This is a genomic window from Rickettsia aeschlimannii, assembly GCF_047973405.1.
Taxonomy (GTDB): domain Bacteria; phylum Pseudomonadota; class Alphaproteobacteria; order Rickettsiales; family Rickettsiaceae; genus Rickettsia; species Rickettsia rickettsii.
Genome location: NZ_JBFQGO010000003.1, coordinates 41,301 through 67,566 on the forward strand (window position 1 = coordinate 41,301; position 26,266 = coordinate 67,566).

The window sequence follows — 26,266 nt, forward strand, 5'->3', positions numbered from 1 at the left end:
AATGGTACATTTCATTTTTGTTACCGGCGGCGTTGTTTCATCACTCGGTAAAGGTCTAACGGCAGCATCTCTTGCTATGCTATTGCAAGCGAAAGGTTTTAGAGTAAGTGTACGAAAACTAGACCCTTATCTTAACATTGACCCGGGAACTATGAATCCTCACGAACATGGTGAGGTATATGTAACCGATGACGGAGCAGAAACCGATCTAGATCTTGGACATTATGAACGTTTTACCGGAGTTGCCGCATGCAAATTTGATAGCATCACAACAGGTGCGATATACTCAAAATTACTTAAAGATGAACGTTTAGGAAATTACGCCGGCGTTACTGTTCAAGTCATCCCGCATGTTACAAATATAATAAAAGATTTTATACTTTCAAACACCAAGGGTTTTGATTTTATTATTTGTGAAATAGGCGGTACAGTCGGTGATATTGAAGGTCTACCGTTTTTTGAAGCTATAAGGCAAATTGGTAACAAATTAAAAAGCGAAAATTGTTTATTTATTCATTTAACATTATTACCTTATGTTAAAACCGCCCGTGAATTAAAAATAAAACCTACCCAACACTCAGTTAAAGCATTACGCGCTATAGGTATTTCACCTAATATACTAGTGTGTCGTGCAGAACGTAACATTTCAAAAGGCGAAATAGATAAAATAGCTTTATTTTGTAATATAGAATCTGAGTATGTTGTTCCGGCAATAGATCAAAAAAATATATATTTAGTACCGATTGCATATCATAATTCAGGTCTTGACAATAAAGTATTAAAATTTTTTAATATTAATATCATGCCGTCTAAATTAGATAAATGGCATGATATAATTAATAGGCTAAAAGATTCTAATTCAAAAGTAAGAATCGCTATAATAGCTAAATATCACAAATTAAAAGATGCTTATAAATCAGTAATCGAGGCACTTGATCATGCAGGTATTTATTACAAATACAAAATTGATTTAGTATGGATAAATGCTGAAAATCTAACTGAAGAGAATATTAATAAAAAATTATTAGATGTAGATGGGATTTTAGTACCAGGCGGATTTGGAGAACGGGCGACTAAAGGAAAAATTATAGCAATAAAATATGCCCGTACTAATAACATACCTTTTTTTGGAATATGTTTCGGTATGCAACTTGCGACGATCGAAATAGCTCAGAATTTAATCGGTATTAAAGATGCAGTAACGGAAGAATTTAAAGTAGACGGTACAAAAATTATTGAGAAAATAAATAAAAACTGTGAAGACTCAAAAATAACAATTGAAAATGTAAAAAAGACTATGAGGCTCGGCTCTTATCCCTGTAGTCTGGTCGCAAGTACCATTGCAGCTAATGCTTATAAAAGCCTTGAAATAAATGAGAGACATCGTCATAGATATAAATTTAATAATGAATTTCAAAATATTTTTGAAAAACACGGAATAGTATTTAGCGGTTTTTCAAAAGATGAAGAGATTGTAGAAATAATTGAACTACCGCCACTGCGTTGGTTCGTAGGAGTACAATTTCATCCGGAATTTAAATCTAAACCTTTTGAAGCTCATCCATTATTTATTCAGTTTATTAAAGCAGCAATTGAGTATAACAAATGTAATTAACAACAATATATGAGACTATTTTAAAAAATCTTGACATAGTTTTTATTATAGTCTAGGGTGCATAAAATAATATATCCGGACAGTTTCTGAAAAGCGTTTGAGGTCATTCCCGCATATGCGGGAATGACCTATAAAGCTCTAAGCCTTGCAAAAACATAATATTTTTAAAAACTATCTGGTACTAAAAAAATAAGCTCATAGTAAATCAATGGATAGCGTAGATTCTAATTTCACAATTTGGAATAAAGCCAGAAACAGTAAATTTAGACATATAGTATGGCCGATTAGATCGTATGAATTAACCAAGTTTATCCCGATGGCTTTACTAATGTTTTTTATTCTACTTAATCAAAACTTAGTTCGTAGTATTAAAGATAGTTTTGTTGTTACCTTAATTAGCTCGGAAGTATTGAGTTTTATCAAACTTTGGGGCGAAATGCCGATGGGAATTTTATTTGTTATTTTTTATTCTAAACTCTGTAATATTATGACAACAGAGCAAGTTTTTAGGATAATTACCGTTACTTTTTTATTTTTCTTCGCAATTTTTGGTTTTATTTTATTTCCGTACAGAGAGTTTTTTCATCCCGATCCCGAATTAATTAAGCACTATATCACTGTTCTTCCTTACTTAAAATGGTTTTTAATAATTTGGGGACAGTGGAGTTTGGTATTATTTTATATTATGGGAGAGTTATGGCCGGTTATAGTCTTTACTCTTTTATATTGGCAGCTTGCAAATAAAATTACTAAAGTCGAAGAAGCACCAAGATTTTACTCATTTTTTACTTTATTCGGACAAACTAATTTACTCATCTCAGGAACTGTAATTATTTATTTTGCTAAGAGTGAGCATTTCTTATTACCTTTATTTTCTCATCTAAACGATACAAATGAAATTCTTTTAAAATCATTTATTACGGTTATTTTAATATCCGGATTAATTTGTCTAGCTCTTCATAAACTTATTGATAAATCAGTCGTAGAAGCGGACAAAAGTATTAAATTTAAAAACCAAAGAACGGATATATTAAAATTAAGCTTGGTCGAAAGTGCAAAAGTAATATTAACTTCTAGATATCTCGGTTTTATTTGTCTTCTTGTAATGTCTTATTCTATAAGTATTAGCCTAATAGAAGGATTATGGATGTCCAAAGTAAAGCAACTCTATCCCGCTACAAAGGATTTTATAGCCTATCACGGTAAAGTGTTTTTTTGGACGGGAGTACTTACATTAGTTAGTGCGTTTTTAGGCAGTAGTTTAATTAGAATATACGGCTGGTTTTGGGGAGCTATTATAACACCGATTATGATGTTTGGAGCAGGTGTTATGTTCTTTTCATTCACGGTTTTTGAAAATCACCTAGGAAATATCGTAAATACTCTCGGCTATAGTGCGCCGCTTGTCGTTATAGTTTTTATCGGCGGACTTTGGCATGTACTTTCTAAATCCGTAAAATATTCACTTTTTGATGCTACTAAAGAAATGGTATATATTCCGCTCGATAGTGAAATGAAGACCAAAGGTAAAGCTGCAGTTGATGTTATGGGTGCTAAAATCGGTAAATCAATAGGTGCTATTATTCAATTTATATCCTTTAGTATTTCCCCAAACGCCGTACATAACGACATAGCTGGTTTATTGATGTTTAGTTTTATTATCGTATGTCTATTATGGCTATATGGCGTGAAAGTTTTATCGAAATATTATAATAAGATGATACAACGTTGATAAGGATATCCATTCCTGCGAAGGCTTGCTTGCGTTGATACCTAATCTTCATGAGCTACGTAGGCGTTGTTGCATGACTCAGAAAAGGCGTACGATGTCATTCCTAGCTCAGCCTTGTTGCGTGGATCTAGCAAAATAACTTTAAATATCGATATAGAAGTTATTTATTAAAAAATAAACCTAAAAAAACAAATTTTTTATAGGTTTTACTAGATTTCCGCCTACGCTGGAATGACATAAAACCCTCCATGCATACAATGCTGAACAGGAATGACCAGTGCTTTTCAAAAATTGCTTGATGCTATGAATCAAACTACTGTATTTTGAACATCCTCTCCTATTAATCCTTGATCAAGTCAATCAAAAGCCTCATCCAAGCACTTATATACTGCATTTTCTTGAGCTACTTCCGAATAATCTTCGATTAACCCTAAATTTTGACAAGTAATAACAAGTTTAGCTTTTAAACCATCACTCTATTGATTTTTAATATAATCTAATATTTTTTTTAAAACAGCTTGGCTACTCTATCCTTTGCTTTTTCATATTTATTTTTTAAGCTCTGTAATCTGTCAACATATACTCTTAACGTCTCTACTTCTTTACTTTGATATATTAAGCCCTCTATTTTTTTAATTTGTTTTATTAACCGCTCTGCCTCTTCATGCGGTTCTTTACATTGTCTTACTAAATTTGCTTTTGTAAAATTAGTATTAGCATTGTTATGCATTAATAGTGAAAGAATAATTTTGTTTTCTACTGAGTTAAGACCACAGTAATATAATACTTCACCCATCTGTTTATAGTCATTCACCGTAGCACCATATTCAAGTAACATTTTGGCTTTTTTAAAATTACCTGTAACCTCAATGTAGGGTACTTTTGTTTTCTGGGCTATCTACCGTATCAAAACTAACATCTTTACTGTTTTACTATTAAGACTATTGTTAATACTAATGCATAAATCATGAAACATTTCTGGAGCGGTTTTACATTCTTTTGTATTACTCCCCTTTCCTATACAAGATTTAAAAATATTTATTAACTTAGAAATTTTAGGCATAATTATTTTTTAGTTATTTTATTAAAATTCCATGTTTCATGGTATTTTCGACTCAGCATTATATTAATCTATTTTAATAAAGTCAATATGAATGGTTAATTTTTATGAATTAACCAATTAACAATACAATTTAAAAATTCTTTTTTCTTGAATCTATTTGTAATATAGTAATAGGCATATTTAATATTTATAGAGGGAGTAATGAAACAAAATCCAAAAATCTCATTAATAGGTAGCGGTAACATAGGTGGTACGCTTGCTCACTTAATTAGCCTTAGAGAACTCGGCAATATCGTGTTATTTGATGTGACTGAAGGAGTACCGCAAGGAAAAGCATTGGATCTCATGCAAGCTGGTACAATAGCAGGGTCTGATATCAAAATAAAAGGCACAAACGACTATAAAGATATTGAAGGATCTGATGCCATAATTATTACTGCCGGTTTACCAAGAAAACCAGGGATGAGTAGAGACGATTTAATTAGCATTAACACCGGTATTATGAAAACGGTTGCAGCAAATGTTAAAAAATACGCTCCTGATGCCTTTGTAATAGTAATTACCAATCCACTTGATGTTATGGTATATGTCATGCTTAAAGAAAGCGGATTGCCTCACAATAAAGTAATCGGTATGGCAGGAGTACTCGACTCATCAAGATTTAATCTTTTTCTTGCTGAAGAGTTTAAAGTATCGGTTAGCAATGTTAATAGCACGGTTCTCGGCGGTCACGGCGATGCTATGGTACCTCTTGTAAGATATTCTACAATATCAGGCGTGCCGATACCTGACTTGATAAAAATGGGCTTATCAAGTAATGAAAATATTGAAAAAATAATCGATCGTACTAGAAACGGCGGCGGTGAGATTGTTGCATTACTTAAAACAGGTTCTGCTTATTATGCTCCCGCAGCCTCAGCAATAGAAATGCTTGAGTCATATTTAAAAGATAAACGTCAGATTCTAACTTGTGCCGCTCATTTACAAGGTGAGTACGGCGTACATGATTTATATGTCGGAGTGCCTATTATGATCGGTAAAGAAGGTGTTCTAAAAGTAATAGAACTACCGTTAACCGCAGAGGAAAAAGCACTATTTGATAAATCAGTCGAGGGAGTTAAAAAACTCATTGAGACGATAAAATAAATTATAAAATTATATTATTGAAGCACAAATGCAACAAGATTTAAAATATTGAATTAATACTAATTATTAGTATTGTTAATTGAACATAAATGGTATTACATTTTGGTTTATTTTTATTAATATAGGGAAATTATGAAACATAAGAATGAATTAGACCAGCTAATAAGAAATCTTTATTTAATAAAAAATACTAATTTAAATAATATTTTAGAAATAGATAAACTAGCTATAACACGTACAACTAATTTTATAGAAGCTCTAATAAACAAAAGAGACCCTAGAACACCGGGACCGTATGTTTCTCAGCAACAAGCTAACCTCAAAGTAGCAAATGATAAAAATATACAGGGTGCTAGTAAAGAAATTTATTTAAAAAATCTACCTATTAGTATTGGTAAAGTTGAAGGCTTAAGGAAGACGGAAAAGGTAGAAAAACAAAGGCTCAACTTGATGTCCTCATATCCCCCTTTAGATTTTTCAGCATTATTAAGACTAAGTAATCCATTACCGATCACTAATGAGCAAGAACTAGAAATAAAGGACAATATTAATCTACTGCAATTGATGGAACAAGTTGTTCAGAAAGTAGGGAAAAAGAGCTTAAATATACAGCAAGATAAAAAAGTACTTACCTCACAAAAAAACGAACAAGCTATAACACACGGTCAACAAAAAGTAGAGCTTAGCCTTAAAGAAGAAATAATCAAAAATCCAACTAATAATGAAGAATTTAATAAGACATCAAAAGAAATTTTAGATTTGATTAATAATATCAACTCTCATCAACCATCTAGATTACAGGCAGCTAGAAATAAAATCCTGAGTAGCGGAGAAAGCCCTAATACTAAAAATACAAAAATAGAGGGATTTTTTCTTGAACAACATGAATGGGATAAATTTCAAGAATTAAGAGAGAGATTACAAAAAATAAAAGAGCCTAGAGAAAAATTAGATCAAATGAAAAATTTTTATGATGTGATTAATTCATTAGATAAAAATATCATTCTAGGAGTAATGCAAGAGAAACAAAAAGTGCAACAAGCTTCCAATCAAAAAGCACAAGAGATTATAAGAAGTAAATTTTTATACCTTGATAATGCCGGGGATTTTTCAGATGGTTTACAAAATTTATTTGAGAAGTAAAAAAATAAAGAAGAGACAGGGGAAACAGCACTTATAGAAGCTTCTAAAAATATACTCAGCAAAAGTACATCAGTAAATAAAAATTACTTCCGTAATACTAATAATTCAAGCGAATTAGATTTACAATATAAGATGTTGTTAATAGATCATGCAGATAATATCTCGCAAACGGTACTACAAAAAGAAACAGGTAAATATTCTCCTTCTTTAGAAACTATACCTGAAAATTCTATACCTAAGTTATCACCAATAGTACATTCCTCAACAGAACTTTTTGCAAAACTAGAAAATTCATTCAATGAACTAGCACAATTCACTGATAAAATATTAATAGATGCCGGCAAATCTTATGTACAACAGACAAATAAATCTAATACCGTTTCTAGATCTTCTTCTATTGATTCAGGAATAGACTCAAGTCAAGAAGAATTATCTACCACATTTGGAAAAAGCAGCTCTACTAATTTAATTGAAGCTCTTGATTTAGCACAAGCGAATATCAAATTCAAATACAGCAAAAGATAAGTTAACGGCAACAAAAGAACTACAAAAATCTATCCAACAAAAAGAAGTAAGCAATGAAAGACTTACTCAAGAAGAAATAGATAATATTTATAAGACACTAGGTATATTTGAAGAAATTAAGGAATATGAAAAGAGCGGCAATTCACGTGTTCCTCGTTTATTAAATAAAAATTACTATAAGCTAACTGATCCTTGTGAGGAGCATAGAAGCGATAATATCGCTTTAGAGCGGGATGATACTGGAATGCTAACTACTGATACTGATTTAGAGTGGGATGACACCGGAATGCTGCCTCCTTCCCCAAATAGTGCTGTTTTAGATAAATTAAAAGAAGCAGCAGATTTATATATCTGAGCTACAAAATGAAAAGCTATCTAAAGATACATCCCCGAAACAAGTTGAGGCAATAACTCATCCAATGCAGGAAGTAATACCGACTCCCCCTGCTCTTTCCTGGAATACTCATCCTATATTCGATGATACAATAAAGTTCTTAAAGAGGTTTAAAGAAGAGATCGATAAATTTCCACAAGATTATACTAAAGCCTCTACCATACCTCTATATTGAAGTAATGTTAATAGAAATTTAGGAAGAAGTGAGTTTTTAGCAAGTATGGTATCAACTTCTCAACAAGATAAGAGAATTAATGATATATTAGATAAACTTCAAAAAATTTCTACTAATTATAGTAAGATAAGTAATAATGACGATAAATTTAATAAAGAGATTAAAGAATCTTTTGTAGAAATTAATACCACATTAAAAAATATAATAGAATATAAAGGACCCAAAATAAAATATTTAAATTCCAATATAGAAAAAGTTCAAAAGAATTTATCTAATTTAGAATCTTTAACTTATGAATTATCTAAAAATACATCTCCGAAACATATTAAGCAATCAACCCAAGATCAACCTAAAATATCTACAGGAGCAATTACTGGTATAAAAGATAGAATAGCAAAATTTGAAGCAGACTCTGACAGCAAAATCAAAAAATACTGGACATAAGAAAAGAAACAGACTGTAGAAAAACAACATGAAAATACTCAATCTGACTATATAACTCCTAAGAAAAATTTTAAGTTTGAAAATCAAGGTAAAGAAATTAAAGAGAATAGTACCAAAAATTTAATAAACAAATTTGAACAAGGCTTTGATAGTAAAATAACAAGATACTGGACATCACCGGCGGAATGAGATAAATGGGAGGAAGAAAAACAGAAAGATACAGCAAAAGAGAATGAACTAATAAGACCTCGTACAAAATTTGCAATAGAACATTCTAAACATACTCAATCTAAAGAGCCTATATATCATCCAACTTCTGAAAAATTGAATATTAACGAAATAACTCACGATTTAAAGCTAAAGGCAATATAAAAAGCTTAAAAGACAAATTTGAAAACTTAGCAAAAGAAACGGAGCAAATTGGGACACAAACACAGCAAAGCTCCAAATCTTCAGGTAGTCCTAGCATAAAACCTACAGGTTGCAGTTAAAGACGGAAGAAATATCTAAGACAATTGATTCTTGTTTTTGGGTCTTGTTGCATGGCTCGTTTATATCATTCCCGCAGAGGCGGAAATCTAGTAAAACACATAAAAAACAAGTTTTTTATGTATTTATTTTCTCAAATATGTAAATTCTGTATCAATATTGAAGTTATTTTTCTAGATCCCCGCTTCTGCTGGGATGACACTGAGTAGGTTTTTCGAGCCATGCAACAAGGCTTTACTTTTGTGAGGATGACATCCTAAGTAAAACCAACACTGTACTCATTAATATTATAAGCAAAAATATGAAAAAGCTTAAAGTTAGAGATAGTGACTTAAAATTTTGCCATAACAACATACTAAAGAAAGGAGTAGTTGAGGATAGAATAATACCGCCAAAAGAATGTGATAGACTATAAAGCCTCATTTTAACATTAGTCTTAAATAAGGATTGAACAATAATTTGTAGCGGTACTGCATAAAATGCTGCAAGTCCTATTAATATAACGGGACAGAGAATATTAAATATTTGTTTGTATAACATTATTTGCATTCCTAAAGCAACAATAATGCTGGCAAATAAAGCCCATGTAATCTGTCCTAAAGGGTTTATTTTATCGGCAAACAGCCCTGCAAAAACAGCTGATATTCCATAGGTAGTAGTAAGAGCTATATTCATAAATCTTATTTCAGGATGATTTATAAAAGCTATTTTTGTTAAAAAAACTCCTAAGAAAATTACTAAAAAGTGATACACTCCTCCAATAGCACCGTTTATTAGTAATGCTATTATAACGGATAGTTTATTATTCCATATAATTTGTCGCAAGGTACTTTTTGATGACGTTCTTAAAAATTTGCTACTTTCTTTAAAAAAATTTCTCATCAAAATAGCAAATAAACCAAATATTGCACCAATAAAGAAATTAAAACGCCATAAATATTGGATATCGGAATTACTAGCGTAATAATAAGCTATAGCCGCAAGTAATGCACCTATTTGGCTACAGCATGAAACTATTCCTATATTTAAATTTTTCCGATTATCTCCTGTTTTTTCAGCTACATAAACCTTTATTCCGTCAACTTCTCCGGCAAGGCTTGCTAAAAAAACCATTCGACATAATGTTAGTATTACCGTAGCAAAAATACCTATTATCTCAAAGGAAGGAGTAATAGCAATTAATCCGGTAGAAATGCTACTCATGAACATTGATATCTTGATAGATTTAGTACGCCCGTATTTATCTCCGATAAATCCAAAAATTAAGGACCCTAAAGGTCGTACTATAACGGCTGCACTAAGAATAGCAAAAAAAACGAGTAGTTGTTTATCCTGCTCTATATTAGGTAAGAAATTTTGTGTAAGAATACTAGCCGATAAACCGAATAGAGCATAATCATAATAACGGATAATCGTTGTAAAAAATGCAACTAAAAAAGCTGAATTAGACATATAATATTTTCTTTTCGTGGCAACATCATATATATAATACCAACTATTTAGGCTGTGTGAAAGAAAATTAATTTAATCTATTTTTACTCTTTTTGTCTACAAATTATAAGATTTTTTTGAAACAGGAACAACTACAGCATAATTTCAATATAGAAATCTTTTATATTTATTTTACTATTGTAGTTTTAATTATAATATTTTATATTTGGTATATATTCAATTTTTAACCGTTTTAAAAATATGTACTTAGAATATAAAGTTACTATATCTGAAAATGGCAGAATAAATATTCCTGCAAAAATTTGTGGTCAATTACATCTTGCTTCAGGGAAGCAGTTAATGCTAATACACTTGATAAAGAATTAACATTGATTCCTCTAAAAAATAAAATTAAAGAATTTCAAGCATTAATAAAATCTAGAAATAAAGATAACATATCATTAGTTGACTCTTTAATTGAACCAAGAAGAAAGGAATTTAATAATGAATAAATATATTTTAGATTGATCTGCTTTACTTGCATTATTTAACTCAGAAACTGGTAGTGACAAGGTCGAAGAATTATTACCGTTATCTATTATGTCTACAGTAAATATAGCAGAAGTAGTAGCTGAACTAGATAAAAAATTGAACATATCTTTTATTCAAAGTAAAGAAATGATCTCAGCTTCAATAAATAAAATTGTAGCCTTAGATTTTGATCAAGCTATAGAAATTGGACGCTTAAAGAAAGAAACAGAACAATTTGGCTTATCTCTTGGTGACAAGAGCTTGCATTAGCCTAGGATTAATTACAAGCTATCCTATATATATACTGCAGATAAAATTTGGGCTAAACTGCAATTAAATTGTAAAATCGTTCTAATTCACTAGGCTCTATGAAGATTTCTAATTAATTTGCTATTTTGAGGTATTTTTTAGTGAAAATTGATAAGGTTTTTGAAAGAATAGCTACTCCTATTTCAAAAAAATCTTATAATTTGCAGCAAAAAATAACCAAAATTAAATCTTCTCAGAAATCTTCATAGAGCCTAACAGCTCATTTTATGATAAAATTTGAAAAAAGAGCCATTATGATACTATAATAATTACCTTCCTCTTCCTGAGTTTTGCTTTTCTATTTTTTCTCTTCGTGCTTTCATAGCTTTTGCTAGTTCTTTTTTATGCTTATCTCCTCCTTGAGGCATTTGTTTACCAATATCCCTTGCCTCTTTTTTTATAGTTTTTGGAATCGATATAGGTGGTGGCGGAGGCGATGGGGGAATAGGAATACCGCTTCCAGGCATTGGAGGCGGCATCGGTATAGTACCGCTAGGCATAGTTGGAGTATTTTTTGAAGATTGATTAACAACTTCTGCTTGCTGCTGCTTTATCTTCTCTTCTTTCATACGTTTTATAGCTGCTAATGCTCCTTGTTGCTGTAAATCTGCAGCTGTCGGCTCTCTTTTTGTAGAAGTTAAGTGTTTATTTTTATTATCAAACTTTTTTTCTCTATCGGAAGCACTATTAATAGTATTATGTTCTTTTTCTATAGCCTTAAATTGATTATTAATAGCTTTTAATTCTGCAGCGATTTTCCATCTTTCTTCTCTAGTAATATTAGAATTAGCTTTTTTTTCTTCAAGCCCCTTTTTCCTCTCTTCTAGTTCTTTCTGTTTTTGCTTTAATTCTTCTATACGTTTTGCATGATTATCTATTTTTTCTTCTGTACTCTTTGTTTGCTGCTCGAAAGAATCCTTTACTTGTCTGCTTTGAACTTTTTTCTTTAACTCTTCATCAAAAGCAAGCGGTTTATTTCGTACAGGCTTTCCTAAATCAGAATGTATTAGATCTTCAAAATTTTCTCTAGAAGCTAACGGTTTTTTACTGGTATCAGGTGTTTGAGGATCATGTTTTCGTAAATCTTTTGTAATTTCTTGTATATTTTTATGAAGTTCTGTAATCAGCGCCACTTTACCTCTCACAAGTTAATTGATTTTAAAAATATAGTAATTAAACCTCTTTTATAGCTTCAACGCAAGCAAAAGTTGCTATTTTTAGTATTTCATTAGCTGTTGCTGTAGCTTGAAGTATTTGAACTGGTTTTTCAAAACCGTTTGTTATAGGCCCTATAAAGCTGTTTGACGAAAATTCTTGTAACAACTCAGTAGAAATAGCAGCTGAATTTAAACCAGGCATAATTAATACATTTGCAGATCCTGATAATCTACAAAATTTATATAATTTACGTAAATCACCATCTAAAGCCACTTTAACCGACATCTCTCCGTCATATTCAAAATCTACCTTCATACCGCTCAGCTCTTCTTTGTCTTTGCTAAAATTATCTAGTATATTTACTGCTTCACGAATACGAGCTGTTTTTGCCTTAGAAGAATTACCAAATGTTGAAAAAGAAAGAAGTGCAACACGAGGAGTGATTCCCATATTTTTAGCAATTTCTGCAGTTTGGGTTGCTATTTGTGCAAGTTCCCAGCTGTTTGGATATTCTGTAATACAATTATCGGCAATAATAATATTATTATCTTTAGCAATCATAATTGAATAGCCAAGGATGCTACGATTAGTTTTTGGTGAAATGACTTTCATGATATCTTCTAAACTATCGATATAACTTTTCGTAACACCGGTTAAAAGAGCATCACCGTCACCGCATGCTAACATACAAGCAGCGAAAATATTCTTATCAGTTTTAACAAGCTTTGCACAATCACGGTATAAATAACCTTTTCTCTGAAGTCTTTTATATAAATAATCAGTATATTTCTCTAAACTATTGCTTAAGGCCGCATTCATTATTTGAATTCCGTCTAAGCTAATATCTTGACCTATCTTTTTTAACGTGGCCTCAATTCGTTCAACACGACCAATTATAATCGGATGACCGTATTTCTTGTCTCGCATCATAAGAGCGGCAGAAATTACTTCTTCTTCTTCACCTTCAGCAAAAACAATCCGTTTAAGCGGTGCATTATGAATTTTTTCAGCTAAGAAATTCATATAGTTAGCAGTAGGATTTAATCTGCTACCTAATTCTTTCTTATATTTACCTATACTAAAATCTTTAACCCTAGCAACGCCGCTTTCTATTGCAGCAACCGCAACCGCCGCTGCTACTACGGTAATTAAACGAGGATCAAACGGTACGGGAATGATATATTCCTTACCAAAAACCATCTTACGCCCTGAGTAAGCTTTATACACCTCTTCCGGTACAGGTCTACGGGCTAAATCTGCAATGGCTTTTGCTGCAGCTATTTTCATTTCCGTATTAATAGTCTTAGCTCTTACATCTAATGCTCCTCTAAAAATATAAGGAAATCCCATAACATTATTAATCTGATTATTATAATCAGATCGCCCTGTTGCTATAATCGCATCATCACGCACAAGTTTTATATCTTCCGGAGTAATTTCCGGATCAGGGTTAGCCATAGCAAAAATAATCGGATTACTTGCCATTCTACTCACCATATCTTTAGTTACTGCCCCTTTCACCGATAACCCTATAAATACATCAGCGTTATTTAAGCTTTCCGCTAAAGTTCTAAACTTGGTATCACTTGCATATAGCTCTTTCCATTTATTCATACCTTCTAGGCGTCCTTTGTAAACAACGCCTTTAGTATCACATACAATAATCTTTGATTTATCGGCTCCAAGAGCAATTAATAAATCAATGCAAGCAATAGCAGCTGCACCTGCTCCGTTAACTACGATTTTTAAATCTTCAAGCTTGCGATTAGTAAGATACGCAGCATTTATTAGCCCTGCGGCGGTAATAATCGCCGTTCCATGCTGATCGTCATGAAAGACCGGTATATCCATTAAAGATTTTAATTTTTCTTCTATAATAAAACATTCCGGAGCTTTAATATCTTCAAGATTAATACCCCCAAAACTATAACTGAGATACCTCACGGCATTAATAAATTCTTCAGGGTCTTCTGTATTCACTTCCAAGTCAATTGCATCAATATCAGCAAATTTTTTGAATAGTACCGCTTTACCTTCCATCACCGGTTTTGAAGCGGCAGCTCCTAAATTACCAAGCCCAAGTACGGCAGTACCGTTAGAGATTACGGCAACTAAATTACCGCGAGCAGTATATTTATATACATCCTCTAAATTTTTAGCAATTTCAAGGCAAGGAACCGCAACCCCTGGGGAATAAGCAAGTGATAAATCTTGCTGAGTAACTAAAGACTTTGTTGCAGAAATAGCGATCTTACCAGGCTTATCTTTTTCATGATATTCAAGGGCCTCAGCATAATTTATTTTATTCATTTCATCCATTTTAGAAATTCCTGTTTTATTTGTTTGTTTTGGTTTTTCGTCATTACGAGCAGACGCAATGGGTGTCGACGAAGCAATCTCAGGCAAGATTCCTGAGATTGCCACGCTTCTTTCAGTCGCTCACAATGACGTGGTAAATTCACCCGATTATATACATAATAATTGATATAGTAACTACTGAGAAAAAAGTAGTAAATGTTATAATCGACGCCATAGAATCAGGATCACCGTCAAGTTGACGAGATAAAACATAAGCCGTACTCGCACATGGAAGGCAGCTATATAATATTCCTACCGATCTATCTAATCCGTCAATAGACATTAACCATAGTACTACTACACTAACTAGAGGAAATGCAACTAATTTAACAAAGCTTGTAAACATTACATTATGTAAAAGCTCTTGTCTAATAGTAAAATTAAGCCCTGCCCCAACATTTAGCATACCGATAGCTAAAGCGGCATTAGAAAGGCTATCTAACGTTTTCTTAAGCCCTAAATGTAATTCAAGATTTGAGTAATTAAAAACGAATCCTACTAAACTTGCGATAATTAACGGATTACGCACAATTAATTTCATCATTAAAACAAAACTAGTTCTAATAGTATTAGTAACGGATTTATTAGGGATATAATAAGCGAAAATCATTACCGATAAAATATTGGTAAAAATAATCATATAAGAAGAAATAACGGCAACGATTGAAAGCCCGCTAGGACCAAGCAAGGGGCTACTTACGCCAAAAAAAATGTAGCTATTATAACGAATCGATCCTTGAAAAATGGAAGTAAATTGGACTTTATCTATGTTGTATTTTTTTTGGTAAATTATAAGACCGATTGATACAAGAATAGTGGATATAATAAGAGCTGCTACTAATTTACTTATGGATACAACACTTAAATCGGCAGTAGATACGTAATTAAACAGCATGGCAGGAAATAGTACAAAATACGATAACTTCTCAATACCACGCCAAAATTCTTCTGAAGTTAACCATTTATTTTTGATAATACTACCAAGCAGCGTAATTAAAAAAATAGGTAACGTACTACAAAAAATTTCATTCATTTGTTAATAGTTTTTATTTTAACGTCATTGCAAGGAGCGAAGCGACTTGGCAATCTTGTCAAAGTTCCTGAGATTGCCACACTCACTTCGTTCGTTCGCAATGACGCTTAGATACCCATGGGGGAATAATATATAGGCTACAACTGCCTTTCAACCAGCTTTTTCATTTCCTGCACCCCGTAAAGCTTTATAAAAGTCCCAAGTCTTGGACCTTCATTCTGTCCAAGCAATATTTGATATAAATCTTTGAAGTAATCACGCAGATTTTCATATCCTGCTTTCATTCCTATATCATATATTGCTTTCTGAATTGCTTCAGCTTCGGTTTGATCAGCTATATCAGATAACATATCTAATATATCCTGCAAAATAACCTTATGCTTTTCAGAAGGAGATAAATATGATTTATGTGCTTTAATAAAGTCATTATAATATCTTATAGCAAATTCTGCTAAATGATCAAGATAAGGGCTAGTATTTGGAGTTGCTTTTGGCTCATATTTGCTAATAAATCCCCAAAGCACCGATTTATCGGAAGGATTACACACAGAAGTAAGATTTAAAAGCAACGAATAGGTAATTCCAAAAGTCTCAATTTGCGATACATTTCCGTGATGGATGTGATAAACGGGATTTGCAAAACGCTTTGCCCTATCCTCTTCTAAATGATATTTCTGGTTAAAAGTAATATATTTATCAACATTTTTAGGAATTACATCAAAAAACAAACGCTTAGCTCTAGTCGGATTTTGATACATAAATAATGCCATACTTTCAACAGGAGCATATTGAAGCCAATCATCAACACTAATACTATTACCTTTTGATTTTGATATTTTCTCACCGTTTTCATCTAAGAATAACTCATAACATAACTGCACCGGCGGCTTTCCTCCTAGGATTCGGCAAATTTCCGAATAAAGACAAGCATTTGCCAAATGGTCTTTGCCGTACATCTCATAATCGACTTCAAGCGCAGCCCAACGCATACCAAAATCCGGCTTCCACTGTAATTTGCAATGCCCTCCCGTTACCGGTACTTCTATATAATTACCGGCTTCGTCTTTATACGTTACAGTGCCTGCTTTAGCATCCCATTTCTCTATAGGTACTTGCAGTACCTTACCTGTTTTCGGACATATAGGCATGAAAGGTGAATAGGTAGCCTTGCGCTCTTCTCTAAAAGTTGGTAGCATTAGCTCCATTATCTCATCATATTTCTCAAGCACCATTATCAGCATCTCATCAAACATACCAGCTTTATAACAGTTAGTACTGCTATAAAATTCATACTCAAAGCCGAATTTATCAAGGAATGAGCGAAGCTTTGCATTCATATAATGCCCATAACTTTCACATTCACCAAATGTATCAGGGATAGAAGTAAGCGGCATATCCATATACTGTGCCACCATTTCAGGATTTGGGATATTGCTAGGTACTTTACGAAGCCCATCCATATCATCGGAAAAGCAAATTAGTTTAGTCGGAATATCAGATAATTGCTCAAATGCTTTCTGTACCATCACCATGCGGGCATTTTCACCAAAAGTACCGATATGAGGTAAACCTGAAGGACCGTAACCAGTTTCAAATAATACATACCCCTTGTCAGGAATTTTACCGTTTAAGCTGTCTAATATCTTCTTAGCCTCAACAAAAGGCCACGCGTTTGACTTAATAGCATCTTCCAAAATTTCTGACATTTATTTTTCTTGCACTTTAATTAATAATCAGCAACAATATACTAAATTTATTTATTTGTAAAATATCAAATTAAACGCCATCATTGCAAGGAACGAAGCGACGTGGCAATCTCATCAAACTTCCTGAGATTGTTGCCACGCTCCTGGCAGTCGCTCGCAATTACATTAAGAACAAAAAAACATGCCATTTAATACTATTATAAATTACATCAGAAAAGATAGCTATAAAGTTCTACATTTAGGACTGATTGCAATTTCTATAATAGCACTTGCTACCGCTTATATTGCTGAATATATATTCCATTATACACCCTGTCCTTTATGCGTTTACGAACGATTTCCCTATTTAACCCTAATCAAAATTTGCTTAACTGCTTTAACCATCCGACAGTTACGTAAGTATACTTTAATATTCATTCTCCTAACTATCCTTAGCTCTTGCATATTATCAACCTATCATAGCTTCATAGAAAGAGACATAGTACAACCAAGTGCTCTTTGTTCATCAATGATTCGTATCCCAAAAGGCTTATCTATACAACACATCAAACAAATGTTCTACTCGCAGCCAATCACGTCCTGCACGAAACCTGCCATCAAAATCTTTGGTATTTCTATGGCAGAGTATAATCTACTCTTAAATATTGGTCTTCTAATCTGTTTACTCCTCGTTTGGTTTTATCCAAAATCTAATAAATGGTTAAAAAATTAACTATTAACTTGCAGAAATTCAAAATATTATGTATAATACTCGCACGACAAAATAATATTTAAACATAAAGAAATATTTATATGATGAATCAACCAATAAATAATGCTAATTACAGACTTCCAGACAACCAACTGTACACCACTTAGTATAAGCAGCCTCAGCCGGAAATGCAAATATTGTTGAAGAATTAATTGAGCAAGGTCATGATGTCAATACTAAGGATGAAAAAGGAAATATGGCATTATTTTATGCCAGCACTAAAGAAATAACTAAAATTTTATTAGACAAAGGGGCATGTTTCGAAGTTGAGCATGAATATCTATACTCACCTATACATTATGCGGCAACAATAGGAAATAAGGAGTTTTTTACTTTTTACTTAAAAAAAATGTGGATGTTAATACTAAAGATGGAAAGGGACGTATACCTATACCTATACATTATGCAACTTATTCTAAACAGCACGAAATAACTCACAAATTTTATTACAACCCGGCAGTGAAATTGATACAGTAGCCAATTATGGCGGCACACCTTTTTTCTATTTGCTACTAAAGTATGAATCAGGTCAAAATAAAACGTTACTGGACTTCTTTTTAAATAATAACGTTAATCTCAACATTAATGCGTGTGGTAAGTCAATTTTTAATCACGCACTAACATCAAGAGATAAATGGTTACTTGAGAAGTTAATATCTAAAGGGGCTGATATAGGATAAGGCGTTCTATTGCGTAATCCATTCGATCACAAGTATAGCAGAACTTGTAAAGATAGGTGTTGATAAAGAAAAGATAGTTTATGCATTAAAAAAATATAATTCTCATATTAATGAACAATTAAAAATTAACACCATACAAAAATACTTAGGTGCAAAATCAGCAAACAATTATAAAGATTATGATTTAACGGATGAAGAAGGGTTTGCAAAAAATACACACGAAAAATTATTAAAAGATGTTATGCAACGTCTTAAAAACGGTGAAGATAAAGATGGCATTATTAATACATTAATTAAGATTAGTATTAATGAAGATACAAGAGCAGAGTTAATAGAAAAAGTTTTTAATTATAATGTTAATGATAATAATACTGTAGCAGCTCCAGCATTAGTTACTCCTGTAGCAACCACTATAGAGTAGTACCGGCTCCATCAACTTCAACAGAAGAAAAGTTATCGGCTGAAGTGAAGACACGCCTTTACAATAGGGAAAATAAGGATGATATTATCGTGCTTCTTTATCAGACTACTAACGAGAATGTAAAAAGTGAGTTAATAGATTATATTTGTGAATATTCTTTCGGTACTGAATTAGCCGGACAGATAGGTGCAGATATTCAATTCTAATTTAAAATCTCTTTAAGTTCTTTTAAAGAAAAACCCAGTGATTTTAGGTAGTCTAGTACTACCTTACCACTATCTAAGACTATAAGCCTTTTGCTGTAATTTACGGCATCTTCTAAATTATGCGTGATCATAACGGAAGTTATCTTATGTTTCTCTATAATCTGTGCTGTTTTTTTCATCACTTCTAAAGAAGCTTTCGGATCTAAATTTGCCGTATGTTCGTCTAGAAATAATATTTTAGGTGGATGAGCTATGCTAAGTGCCAGCAGTATAATCTGCTTTTCTCCGCCGGGGAATTTACCTAATGGCTGTGAAAGTAAAGACAAAAAGCGTTTAGGCGAACCTGTAAGCTCTAACAACCCGCTACTTGTTAACCGTTCATTACTAGAGAATCTACTTTCCCACAAAATGATATTTTCTTCAAGGGTTAGCTCGGTAAATAGTCTCTCTTCAGCTTTTTATGTTAATGTAACTAATGTAGAAGCTTTTTGTCCTTTAGGTATTTTATCGATTCTGACTTGATCTAGACACACTTTCCCGCTAGTAGGTTTTAAATAGCCGGCAAGTATTTTAGCTAAAGTAGACTTACCGCTACCGTTATGCCCCAATATTACAACAAACTCTTCTTTAGCAATATTTAAAGTAGTTTCAGCAATTATAGGTTCGGTTCTTTCTTTAACTTTGAACTGTATATTTTCTGCATATAAATAAGGTTTCATAAAGCCTCTCTTTTTACAGAACTCAACGAAATAAACAATACTATCCCTAAAATAAGCTTAAGATTTATGGGATCGATACCAATTCGGAGTAAAACGCCCAGAGCAATAAAGTAAAATAATATACCTATCAAACAAGAAAATATCTCTTTAAACGCATTAAAATTATTAGCATGGATTAAAATATGACGCCCTATAACAATCGCACCAATACCGACTAGTGCCACTCCGAAACCCATATTAATATCAGCAAAACCATTCACTTGTGCAGATAAAGTACCGGTTAAAGCAGCCAAACAATTACTTATGCTAAGACCGATAGTACGGTAAAGCTCGGCAGGTTTTCCTAAATTAATCAATAAATCTTTATTAAAGCCAAAAGCACGAAGAAATAAACCGAGCTTACCTTTTAATAACATTATAACTGAACATATAATAAGACAATTGATTATTACTAAAGGTATTAACCAATTTTCGAGATCTAATATAGATAATAGAGTCGGCATACCAAGAACCGGTATATTAGGACGCTGCATAATTTGTAAGTTAACCGAATAAAGCATAAAACTTGCAAGTATTCCGGCTATAAGCCCATTAATGCGGTTATTCTTCTGCATAAAACTAACTATACTGCCTATAATTCCGCCTGCTATTACGGCAAATATTAATGCAGGAAATAACCAAATGAAAGGCTGCGGGCAAACACTACCGTACCAAGTACATAAGTACCGTCTACGGTAAGATCGGTAATTTTGAGAATCCGATAACTTATATACATCCCTAAAATAAGCGGCAGCATTATTAAGGATTGCTCAAGAGCAGTAACTAAAATGTTCATGTTACTACTCTTCAAGTTCTTTACGCGTGAAAGGAAGTACGGATAAATTTTCTTTAATAAGAATATCTTGTTTAACCAATGATTTAAGGTTAATAAATAAAGTTAAGTCTTTCATATCCCCAAATGGAATATCTTTCGGTTCTATTCCTTGTAAGATTTTTTTTGCCATTAAACCTGCTTCTACGCCTATTTGCTTCTCTTGTACTCCTATTGCAATAGTTGCCCCGCTAATCACCGAACCTTCATCGGAAGCAATTATCGGAATACGGCGTTTAAATGCTTCTTGCTTTAAAATATTAATCCCACTGACTATTAAATGATCTTTCAAAATTATAAAACTCTGCGTATTTTCAAGAGCATTTTTTACAGCCACAGGCATATCATTGAAATTTTGTATCATTACCGTGTGCAGAGAAATATTGTTTTTTCCAGCATATAATTTCAACATTTCTACTTCAGATATAACTTTCTCGCCACTGCTATAAATTAAAGTGATATTCTGTAAAAAAGGTAATTTACTAATGGTGTCAGTGATTTTTATCTCATCGTTAACATAAAGGTAGGTTTTTACTATTAATCATAGCAGCAGCACAAACAATCGGTTTATTTGTTATATGAGAAATAACAGTTTGGCTGGCTGTCGTGCCTATTGGAATTATTACATCAATATCCTGATCTGTTATTTGCTTTATAATGGCAAGTAAAATATTAGAATCAGCATGAGCATTTTTAACTATAATTTCTACATCTATATCTTTTAGCAACTCTTTAATTCCTGATATAATCTCAGTCATTGCGGCATGTTCAAGTGGAACAATGACTGCTACTTTTTTTTGATCCGCATAAACTGCAGCTGCGATGAATAAAACAAAAAGAAAAGAAAAAAATTTTTGAAAAATATTAGAGATAAACATTTTAATATCCTGTTATAAGTTATAATTTAATAATCAAAATTTAAATTTGCATATAGCAAACACATAAACACAAAAAATTATCTACGCTAACGCCAATTTTGTATTAAACTATTAACCTTTAAAGATATCATAAATATTTTTAACTGTAGAAATATAAAGTTATGTCAATAACCAATAAATAGTATTGCCTAAAAGAATTACTTGAGATAGCCTATACTTCGATGTCATGACCGCTTTTGCGAAACGTTATTATTGCATAAAGTTGTTGCACAGCTACAAAAAAAACCTACTCGATGTCATCCCTGCATAACATCGTTGCGTGGATCAAAAAATGCATTTGGTGTCATGTCATACCGTGGCTTGACCACGGTATCCATAAAAGTAATTTAAAAATACTAAATTTTTAGCCGCGATCAAGTCGCGGGATGACAGGGGTGGAATCGACCACCCACGCAGGGATGACCTAAACAAGCCATTCAGCCTCAATGAAAAAGGAATTCATTTCTTAAACTATGCATTTTCTGTTTGTTCTAATACCGTTTGCCCCAGTAATTGCGATAGAACATCTTGACCTGCTTCAGTCCAACTTACAGGTGGCTCTTCGTTTGGCAAACCTGTACCATAACGATCATTAAATACTCTAACTGCTTGCTGAGTAAATTGATCAAATGTACTTGTGGATTCTACTCCATAGCCACATTCTTTTAAATTTTCCTGTAAAGTATTAACTCTTTCTCCAGTACTATCAAGACTTAATAATAATTCACTCTTTTGCTCTTGCGTAGTCTCAAAATATCTACCAAAACCAGCTTCAGCTAATTCTTTCCAAGGGAATTTTGATCCAGGAGCTATATGAACATTTCCTTCTCGGTTTACAGTTACTTCACCAAGACCGACTAAATCATGTTTTAAATCTAAATCTGGATACCTTTCTGCTACATCCTTAAGAAATTCTTTTAATTTCCCTATTTGCTCTTCAAGAAAATCACTTTTTGCATCATTAATAAGCATGACTCCAATACCAAACTTATATTAACACCTACTTCTCCTTTCCAACTACTCTTGCCCGCATAAAAAGCTTGATCTGTTAAATCATTATGATATCATCCTTATCAATTATGTAATGAACACTTGCACCTTGCTTATCCAATACTTCACGAACAGCCTTAATATCTTTGCTTACAGAATAAGTAATTACTACACAGCTAGGTGTTACTCCTTCCGGTCTTGGAACCATATATTTACCGTTTGGACTATTGGTATTACTATATTACTAATACCGTTATTTTCGATAGCCTTACTTTTACTCATAAACTTCCTCCAATATATTTAATAATTGTTGATGGTTCAGAGTTTACTAAACCTTAACAAAAATTAATACTGTGGTAATGCTAAGTCAATGAAAATTTAAATATTATTCACAAGTATCAATACTGATCTAACAAGTTCAATGATTATTTTTCTAATATTTAGATTTTGTACTCTAGTAAATGCTCTAATAAACAATAAAAGTGCTCTTTCCATAGTCCTTGATAATTCTTTATAATCAAAAGAGACGTCATGTTCATATCGCCCTTCTTCTTCAGCAATATTATTTAAAAAATCACTTTCTATTTCTTTGAATAGATATTCAATTTTATTATTAGGAGTATTTTCATCGTCAGCTTTTAACTTTTCTTCTTCAGAACTATTAAAGAAATATTTTAAAGGCGTATTTAAAACTTTTGTAAAAACATATAACCTACTTATAGGTATATTACTTAAACCTTCTTCATATTTTTTAACTTGGAGAGCACTAATATCTAAAGCTTACCCTAATTCTTTTTGGCTAATACCTACAGCAAGATGTCGTTCTTTTAAACGTTCACTTACGAGTTTGTCCGGATGTTTTATTAAATAATTCATTTTAACAATAAGCTTTAATTATTAATAAAGCTTATTCAACTTTAAATGTAGTATATATTACTTTATATTTAATCAAGCAACTTTATTAAAAATTTAATATAAAAATGCTAATAAAGCCCTTTGGTTATCAAGAATCAAGGCTAATAAATAATTAATTAAAAGTATAAAAACGATGAGTAATAGAATAGTAAAATTACCGAATTGCGAGAATATAGTGGGAGAGATTAGTTTTTTAGGAATTAAACCTTGAGTATAATTTATTTCATTTAGATTTAGTTTTTTTATTGTTCTGCCAAAAGGATCTACTATAGCTGAAATACCGTTATTCGCTACTCTAATCATAGGTAAACCGTTCTCTACAGCTCTACTTCTACTAATATGAAAATGCTGATATGGACCGCTTGATTTACCATACCATGCATCATTTGTAATATTAATTATTACATCGGCTATTTCATTATTCGTCCGTACAAAATCAGGAAAAATAGATTCATAACAAATCAAAGGTTTAATTTTAAGATTATATTTTTCAAGATAAACAAGCCCTCCGTTCCCTTCTTTATAATCAATTAAACCATGAGTTAATTTTTTAAACGGTAGTATCTTTTTAAGGGGCATATACTCACCGAAAGGTACTAAATGTGATTTATGGTATTCAAATAATTTATGATTATTTTTATCAAGAGCATACATAGCTGAGTAAAGTTCAAACTCATCACCCTGTTTTTTATTATCCGAAATTCCTCCTGTTATCAAAATAGCATTTGTAGAATTTAGCATTTTTAATAATTTTGATTTAACTTGCGGTATATCATCAGGTACTACTAATGCTGCCTCAGACCAAATAATTAAATCGGTAGGTTCCAAATTTTCCGATAAATTAATATGTAGTATTAAATTATGCCAAAATTCTTCTTCATTCCATTTTTCGGTTTGAGGTATTGAAGGTTGCACTAATCGTACTTTTATATCAGTGAAATTTGTATGGTTATTACTTAGCCTTACTGCTCCGTAAATGACAATTACGGTTAATACTAGGACTGAACTAGCTACTAATATTTTTAACTGAGTAAATTGCTTGCTAAATAAAGGATAAGCTGATGTAGAAATATATATAACTATAAAACTAAGCCCATATATCCCTATTATACTTAAAGGCTGTATTAAAATATCTGAAAACGAAAAAGCATAACCGATCAAATTCCAAGGAAGACCGGTAAAAATCCACGAACGTACCCACTCAAATAATACCCAACATAAACAGAATATAAATTGGTAATATTTATTATTTTTAGCAAAAAAACTAAGCGTGCAGCTTGCCGATATAAAGCAAGCTAAAACTATAGGTAGTCCAAATAACGCAAAAGGAATTGCCCACCAAAAATCTGCAATATAAACGCTAACACCGATACTTATCCAATACATTCCACTTAAAAAATGCCCAAAACCGAATAAATAACCAGATTTTGTGGCTTCTTGCCAATTCTTGGATTTTTGAACTATATAACATAAGTAAGATAACGTTAATAATGCCGGTATAAAGAAAGTCGGAGCAAAAACTAACCCGCTTAATATCCCTAGCAGTAAACATATGATTTTAGGTTTATACATTTTTATCGATTATTTGTTTACAAAATAATACATCATGCTATCATTTCAGCAAGTTTTAATATAATGAGTAAATAAATGACTACAGGATTACTACAAGGAAAAAAAGGCTTAATTACAGGTATTGCAAATAATATGTCAATATCGTGGGCGATTGCACAGCTTGCTAAAAAACACGGAGCAGAGCTATGGTTTACTTATCAATCAGAAGTACTAGAAAAACGAGTTAAACCACTCGCTGAGGAAATAGGTTGTAATTTTGTTAGCGAACTTGATGTTACGAATCCAAAATCAATTAGTAATTTATTTGATGATATAAAAGAGAAATGGGGTAGCTTCGATTTCTTACTTCACGGTATGGCTTTTGCCGATAAAAATGAATTAAAAGGACGTTATGTTGATACTAGCTTAGAAAATTTTCATAATTCTTTACATATATCATGTTACTCTCTTTTAGAACTCTCAAGGTCCGCAGAAGCCTTAATGCATGACGGCGGAAGCATTGTGACATTAACTTACTACGGCGCTGAAAAAGTTATACCTAATTATAACGTTATGGGAGTAGCCAAAGCTGCACTTGAGGCTAGTATAAAATATCTAGCAAACGATATGGGAGAAAATAATATTAGGATAAATGCTATTTCGGCAGGACCTATCAAAACTTTAGCATCTAGTGCAATAGGTGGTTTTAGTACTATGCTTAAATCTCACGCTGCAACCGCACCGTTAAAACGTAATACTACCCAAGAAGATGTAGGAGGAGCAGCAGTATATTTATTTAGTGAATTATCTAAAGGTGTTACCGGTGAAATCCATTATGTAGATTGCGGTTATAATATTATGGGAAGTAAATTGTAGGGATTAATGTCATTCCCACAAAAGGCTCGCTTGTGTGGACCAATAAAATCCACTGTGTCACCCCGTGGCTTGACCACTGGGTCCATAAAAACAATAAAAAATACTAATATTATTAGT

At 32.2% G+C, this 26,266-nt stretch carries 16 protein-coding genes and 11 pseudogenes; 16 read left to right on the plus strand and 11 right to left on the minus strand.

Going from position 1 to position 26,266, the window contains the following annotated elements; genetic code table 11:
* The first annotated feature begins 1 nt into the window (after position 1).
* Together pyrG and tlc2 are read left to right on the plus strand one after the other, a co-directional pair.
* Positions 2-1,615 carry a CTP synthase gene (pyrG, locus tag AB4K15_RS02685; RefSeq protein WP_032074129.1) on the plus strand — a complete coding sequence of 538 codons (1,614 nt, stop codon included), beginning with the start codon at positions 2-4 and terminating at the stop codon, positions 1,613-1,615.
* Between the two features lie 208 nt (positions 1,616-1,823).
* Positions 1,824-3,347, plus strand: coding sequence for a nucleotide exchange transporter Tlc2 (gene tlc2 / locus AB4K15_RS02690; protein ID WP_500224373.1), 1,524 nt, complete (start codon positions 1,824-1,826; stop codon positions 3,345-3,347).
* Between the two features lie 508 nt (positions 3,348-3,855).
* On the opposite strand, the gene AB4K15_RS02695 is transcribed toward tlc2, so the two are convergent.
* Complete coding sequence (locus AB4K15_RS02695) at positions 3,856-4,185, minus strand: hypothetical protein (protein WP_048751049.1); 330 nt, start codon at positions 4,183-4,185, stop codon at positions 3,856-3,858.
* A gap of 426 nt (positions 4,186-4,611) precedes the next feature.
* Here AB4K15_RS02695 and mdh point away from each other — a divergent pair, with 426 nt between their 5' ends.
* The 7 genes and pseudogenes from mdh to AB4K15_RS02730 all read left to right on the plus strand — a co-directional run bounded on the left by mdh (position 4,612) and on the right by AB4K15_RS02730 (position 8,747).
* Positions 4,612-5,556, plus strand: coding sequence for a malate dehydrogenase (mdh, locus tag AB4K15_RS02700; RefSeq protein WP_032074127.1), 945 nt, complete (start codon positions 4,612-4,614; stop codon positions 5,554-5,556).
* A gap of 132 nt (positions 5,557-5,688) precedes the next feature.
* Positions 5,689-6,699, plus strand: a complete 1,011-nt coding sequence (locus tag AB4K15_RS02705; RefSeq protein WP_500224376.1) for a hypothetical protein — start codon at positions 5,689-5,691, stop codon at positions 6,697-6,699.
* Positions 6,700-6,831: 132 nt separating this feature from the next.
* On the plus strand, positions 6,832-7,224 hold the full coding sequence (locus AB4K15_RS02710; protein ID WP_500224377.1) for a hypothetical protein: 393 nt from the start codon (positions 6,832-6,834) through the stop codon (positions 7,222-7,224).
* Between the two features lie 419 nt (positions 7,225-7,643).
* Entirely contained in the window at positions 7,644-7,793 is a 150-nt protein-coding gene (locus AB4K15_RS02715; protein WP_500224379.1) for a hypothetical protein, read from the plus strand.
* 45 nt (positions 7,794-7,838) lie between these two features.
* Positions 7,839-8,051: pseudogene (locus AB4K15_RS02720) on the plus strand (hypothetical protein); the annotation flags it as partial.
* Positions 8,040-8,426, plus strand: a pseudogene (locus AB4K15_RS02725) (hypothetical protein). The pseudogenes AB4K15_RS02720 and AB4K15_RS02725, both read left to right, overlap by 12 nt.
* A 135-nt stretch (positions 8,427-8,561) precedes the next feature.
* Positions 8,562-8,747: pseudogene (locus tag AB4K15_RS02730) on the plus strand (hypothetical protein).
* Positions 8,748-8,960: 213 nt separating this feature from the next.
* Here the strand turns inward: AB4K15_RS02730 and AB4K15_RS02735 are convergent.
* Positions 8,961-10,178 carry an MFS transporter gene (locus AB4K15_RS02735; protein WP_500224382.1) on the minus strand — a complete coding sequence of 406 codons (1,218 nt, stop codon included), beginning with the start codon at positions 10,176-10,178 and terminating at the stop codon, positions 8,961-8,963.
* 240 nt (positions 10,179-10,418) lie between these two features.
* On the opposite strand from AB4K15_RS02735, the pseudogene AB4K15_RS02740 reads away from it, so the two are divergent.
* Positions 10,419-10,669 (plus strand): annotated as a pseudogene (locus tag AB4K15_RS02740) (AbrB/MazE/SpoVT family DNA-binding domain-containing protein).
* A pseudogene (locus AB4K15_RS02745) lies at positions 10,662-11,051 on the plus strand (type II toxin-antitoxin system VapC family toxin). Before AB4K15_RS02740 ends, AB4K15_RS02745 begins: the two co-directional pseudogenes overlap by 8 nt.
* 215 nt (positions 11,052-11,266) lie before the next feature.
* Here AB4K15_RS02745 and AB4K15_RS02750 read toward each other — a convergent pair.
* The 4 genes from AB4K15_RS02750 to AB4K15_RS02765 all read right to left on the minus strand — a co-directional run bounded on the left by AB4K15_RS02750 (position 11,267) and on the right by AB4K15_RS02765 (position 17,252).
* Complete coding sequence (locus AB4K15_RS02750; protein WP_032074125.1) at positions 11,267-12,130, minus strand: hypothetical protein; 864 nt, start codon at positions 12,128-12,130, stop codon at positions 11,267-11,269.
* Between the two features lie 40 nt (positions 12,131-12,170).
* Positions 12,171-14,474 (minus strand): NADP-dependent malic enzyme, encoded by a 2,304-nt coding sequence (locus tag AB4K15_RS02755; RefSeq protein ID WP_032074139.1) that lies wholly within the window; start codon positions 14,472-14,474, stop codon positions 12,171-12,173.
* A 139-nt stretch (positions 14,475-14,613) separates the two neighbouring features.
* Positions 14,614-15,546, minus strand: coding sequence for an AEC family transporter (locus tag AB4K15_RS02760; RefSeq protein ID WP_500224384.1), 933 nt, complete (start codon positions 15,544-15,546; stop codon positions 14,614-14,616).
* Between the two features lie 137 nt (positions 15,547-15,683).
* Positions 15,684-17,252: a lysine--tRNA ligase gene (locus AB4K15_RS02765; protein ID WP_032074123.1), complete on the minus strand. Its 1,569-nt coding sequence runs from the start codon at positions 17,250-17,252 to the stop codon at positions 15,684-15,686.
* Between the two features lie 181 nt (positions 17,253-17,433).
* On the opposite strand from AB4K15_RS02765, the gene AB4K15_RS02770 reads away from it, so the two are divergent.
* The 4 genes and pseudogenes from AB4K15_RS02770 to AB4K15_RS02785 all read left to right on the plus strand — a co-directional run bounded on the left by AB4K15_RS02770 (position 17,434) and on the right by AB4K15_RS02785 (position 19,227).
* The gene (locus AB4K15_RS02770) at positions 17,434-17,964 is read left to right on the plus strand and encodes a disulfide bond formation protein B (protein ID WP_500224388.1); all 531 of its coding nucleotides are present in this window, start codon (positions 17,434-17,436) and stop codon (positions 17,962-17,964) included.
* Between the two features lie 175 nt (positions 17,965-18,139).
* On the plus strand, positions 18,140-18,436 hold the full coding sequence (locus tag AB4K15_RS02775; RefSeq protein WP_500224518.1) for an ankyrin repeat domain-containing protein: 297 nt from the start codon (positions 18,140-18,142) through the stop codon (positions 18,434-18,436).
* Positions 18,355-18,566 (plus strand): annotated as a pseudogene (locus AB4K15_RS02780) (ankyrin repeat domain-containing protein); the annotation flags it as partial. The gene AB4K15_RS02775 and the pseudogene AB4K15_RS02780, both read left to right, overlap by 82 nt.
* A 250-nt stretch (positions 18,567-18,816) precedes the next feature.
* Positions 18,817-19,227 (plus strand): annotated as a pseudogene (locus AB4K15_RS02785) (hypothetical protein).
* Between the two features lie 79 nt (positions 19,228-19,306).
* Here the strand turns inward: AB4K15_RS02785 and AB4K15_RS02790 are convergent.
* The 5 genes and pseudogenes from AB4K15_RS02790 to lnt form a co-directional block, all read right to left on the minus strand.
* Positions 19,307-20,029 (minus strand): annotated as a pseudogene (locus AB4K15_RS02790) (ATP-binding cassette domain-containing protein).
* Positions 20,026-20,864: pseudogene (locus tag AB4K15_RS02795) on the minus strand (ABC transporter permease). The pseudogenes AB4K15_RS02790 and AB4K15_RS02795 overlap by 4 nt, the downstream one beginning before the upstream one ends.
* A 4-nt stretch (positions 20,865-20,868) precedes the next feature.
* Positions 20,869-21,778, minus strand: a pseudogene (locus AB4K15_RS02800) (ABC transporter substrate binding protein).
* 510 nt (positions 21,779-22,288) lie between these two features.
* Positions 22,289-23,089 (minus strand): annotated as a pseudogene (locus tag AB4K15_RS02805) (N-acetylmuramoyl-L-alanine amidase).
* A 687-nt stretch (positions 23,090-23,776) separates the two neighbouring features.
* Positions 23,777-25,294 (minus strand): apolipoprotein N-acyltransferase, encoded by a 1,518-nt coding sequence (gene lnt / locus AB4K15_RS02810; protein ID WP_500224392.1) that lies wholly within the window; start codon positions 25,292-25,294, stop codon positions 23,777-23,779.
* Between the two features lie 75 nt (positions 25,295-25,369).
* Between lnt and fabI the strand changes: the two genes are divergently transcribed.
* Entirely contained in the window at positions 25,370-26,149 is a 780-nt protein-coding gene (fabI, locus tag AB4K15_RS02815; RefSeq protein ID WP_032074120.1) for an enoyl-ACP reductase FabI, read from the plus strand.
* The last annotated feature ends 117 nt before the right edge of the window (positions 26,150-26,266 follow it).

Bases quoted from the DNA above. Each gene is read 5' to 3' on its own strand.
- AB4K15_RS02735 (WP_500224382.1), bottom strand. From the start codon at position 10,178: ATGTCTAATTCAGCTTTTTTAGTTGCATTTTTTACAACGATTATCCGT.
- tlc2 (WP_500224373.1), top strand. From the start codon at position 1,824: ATGGATAGCGTAGATTCTAATTTCACAATTTGGAATAAAGCCAGAAAC.
- mdh (WP_032074127.1), top strand. From the start codon at position 4,612: ATGAAACAAAATCCAAAAATCTCATTAATAGGTAGCGGTAACATAGGT.
- AB4K15_RS02695 (WP_048751049.1), bottom strand. From the start codon at position 4,185: ATGTTACTTGAATATGGTGCTACGGTGAATGACTATAAACAGATGGGT.
- AB4K15_RS02705 (WP_500224376.1), top strand. From the start codon at position 5,689: ATGAAACATAAGAATGAATTAGACCAGCTAATAAGAAATCTTTATTTA.
- AB4K15_RS02760 (WP_500224384.1), bottom strand. From the start codon at position 15,546: ATGAATGAAATTTTTTGTAGTACGTTACCTATTTTTTTAATTACGCTG.
- AB4K15_RS02715 (WP_500224379.1), top strand. From the start codon at position 7,644: ATGCAGGAAGTAATACCGACTCCCCCTGCTCTTTCCTGGAATACTCAT.
- lnt (WP_500224392.1), bottom strand. From the start codon at position 25,294: ATGTATAAACCTAAAATCATATGTTTACTGCTAGGGATATTAAGCGGG.
- AB4K15_RS02710 (WP_500224377.1), top strand. From the start codon at position 6,832: ATGTTGTTAATAGATCATGCAGATAATATCTCGCAAACGGTACTACAA.
- fabI (WP_032074120.1), top strand. From the start codon at position 25,370: ATGACTACAGGATTACTACAAGGAAAAAAAGGCTTAATTACAGGTATT.
- AB4K15_RS02770 (WP_500224388.1), top strand. From the start codon at position 17,434: ATGCCATTTAATACTATTATAAATTACATCAGAAAAGATAGCTATAAA.
- AB4K15_RS02765 (WP_032074123.1), bottom strand. From the start codon at position 17,252: ATGTCAGAAATTTTGGAAGATGCTATTAAGTCAAACGCGTGGCCTTTT.
- AB4K15_RS02755 (WP_032074139.1), bottom strand. From the start codon at position 14,474: ATGGATGAAATGAATAAAATAAATTATGCTGAGGCCCTTGAATATCAT.
- pyrG (WP_032074129.1), top strand. From the start codon at position 2: ATGGTACATTTCATTTTTGTTACCGGCGGCGTTGTTTCATCACTCGGT.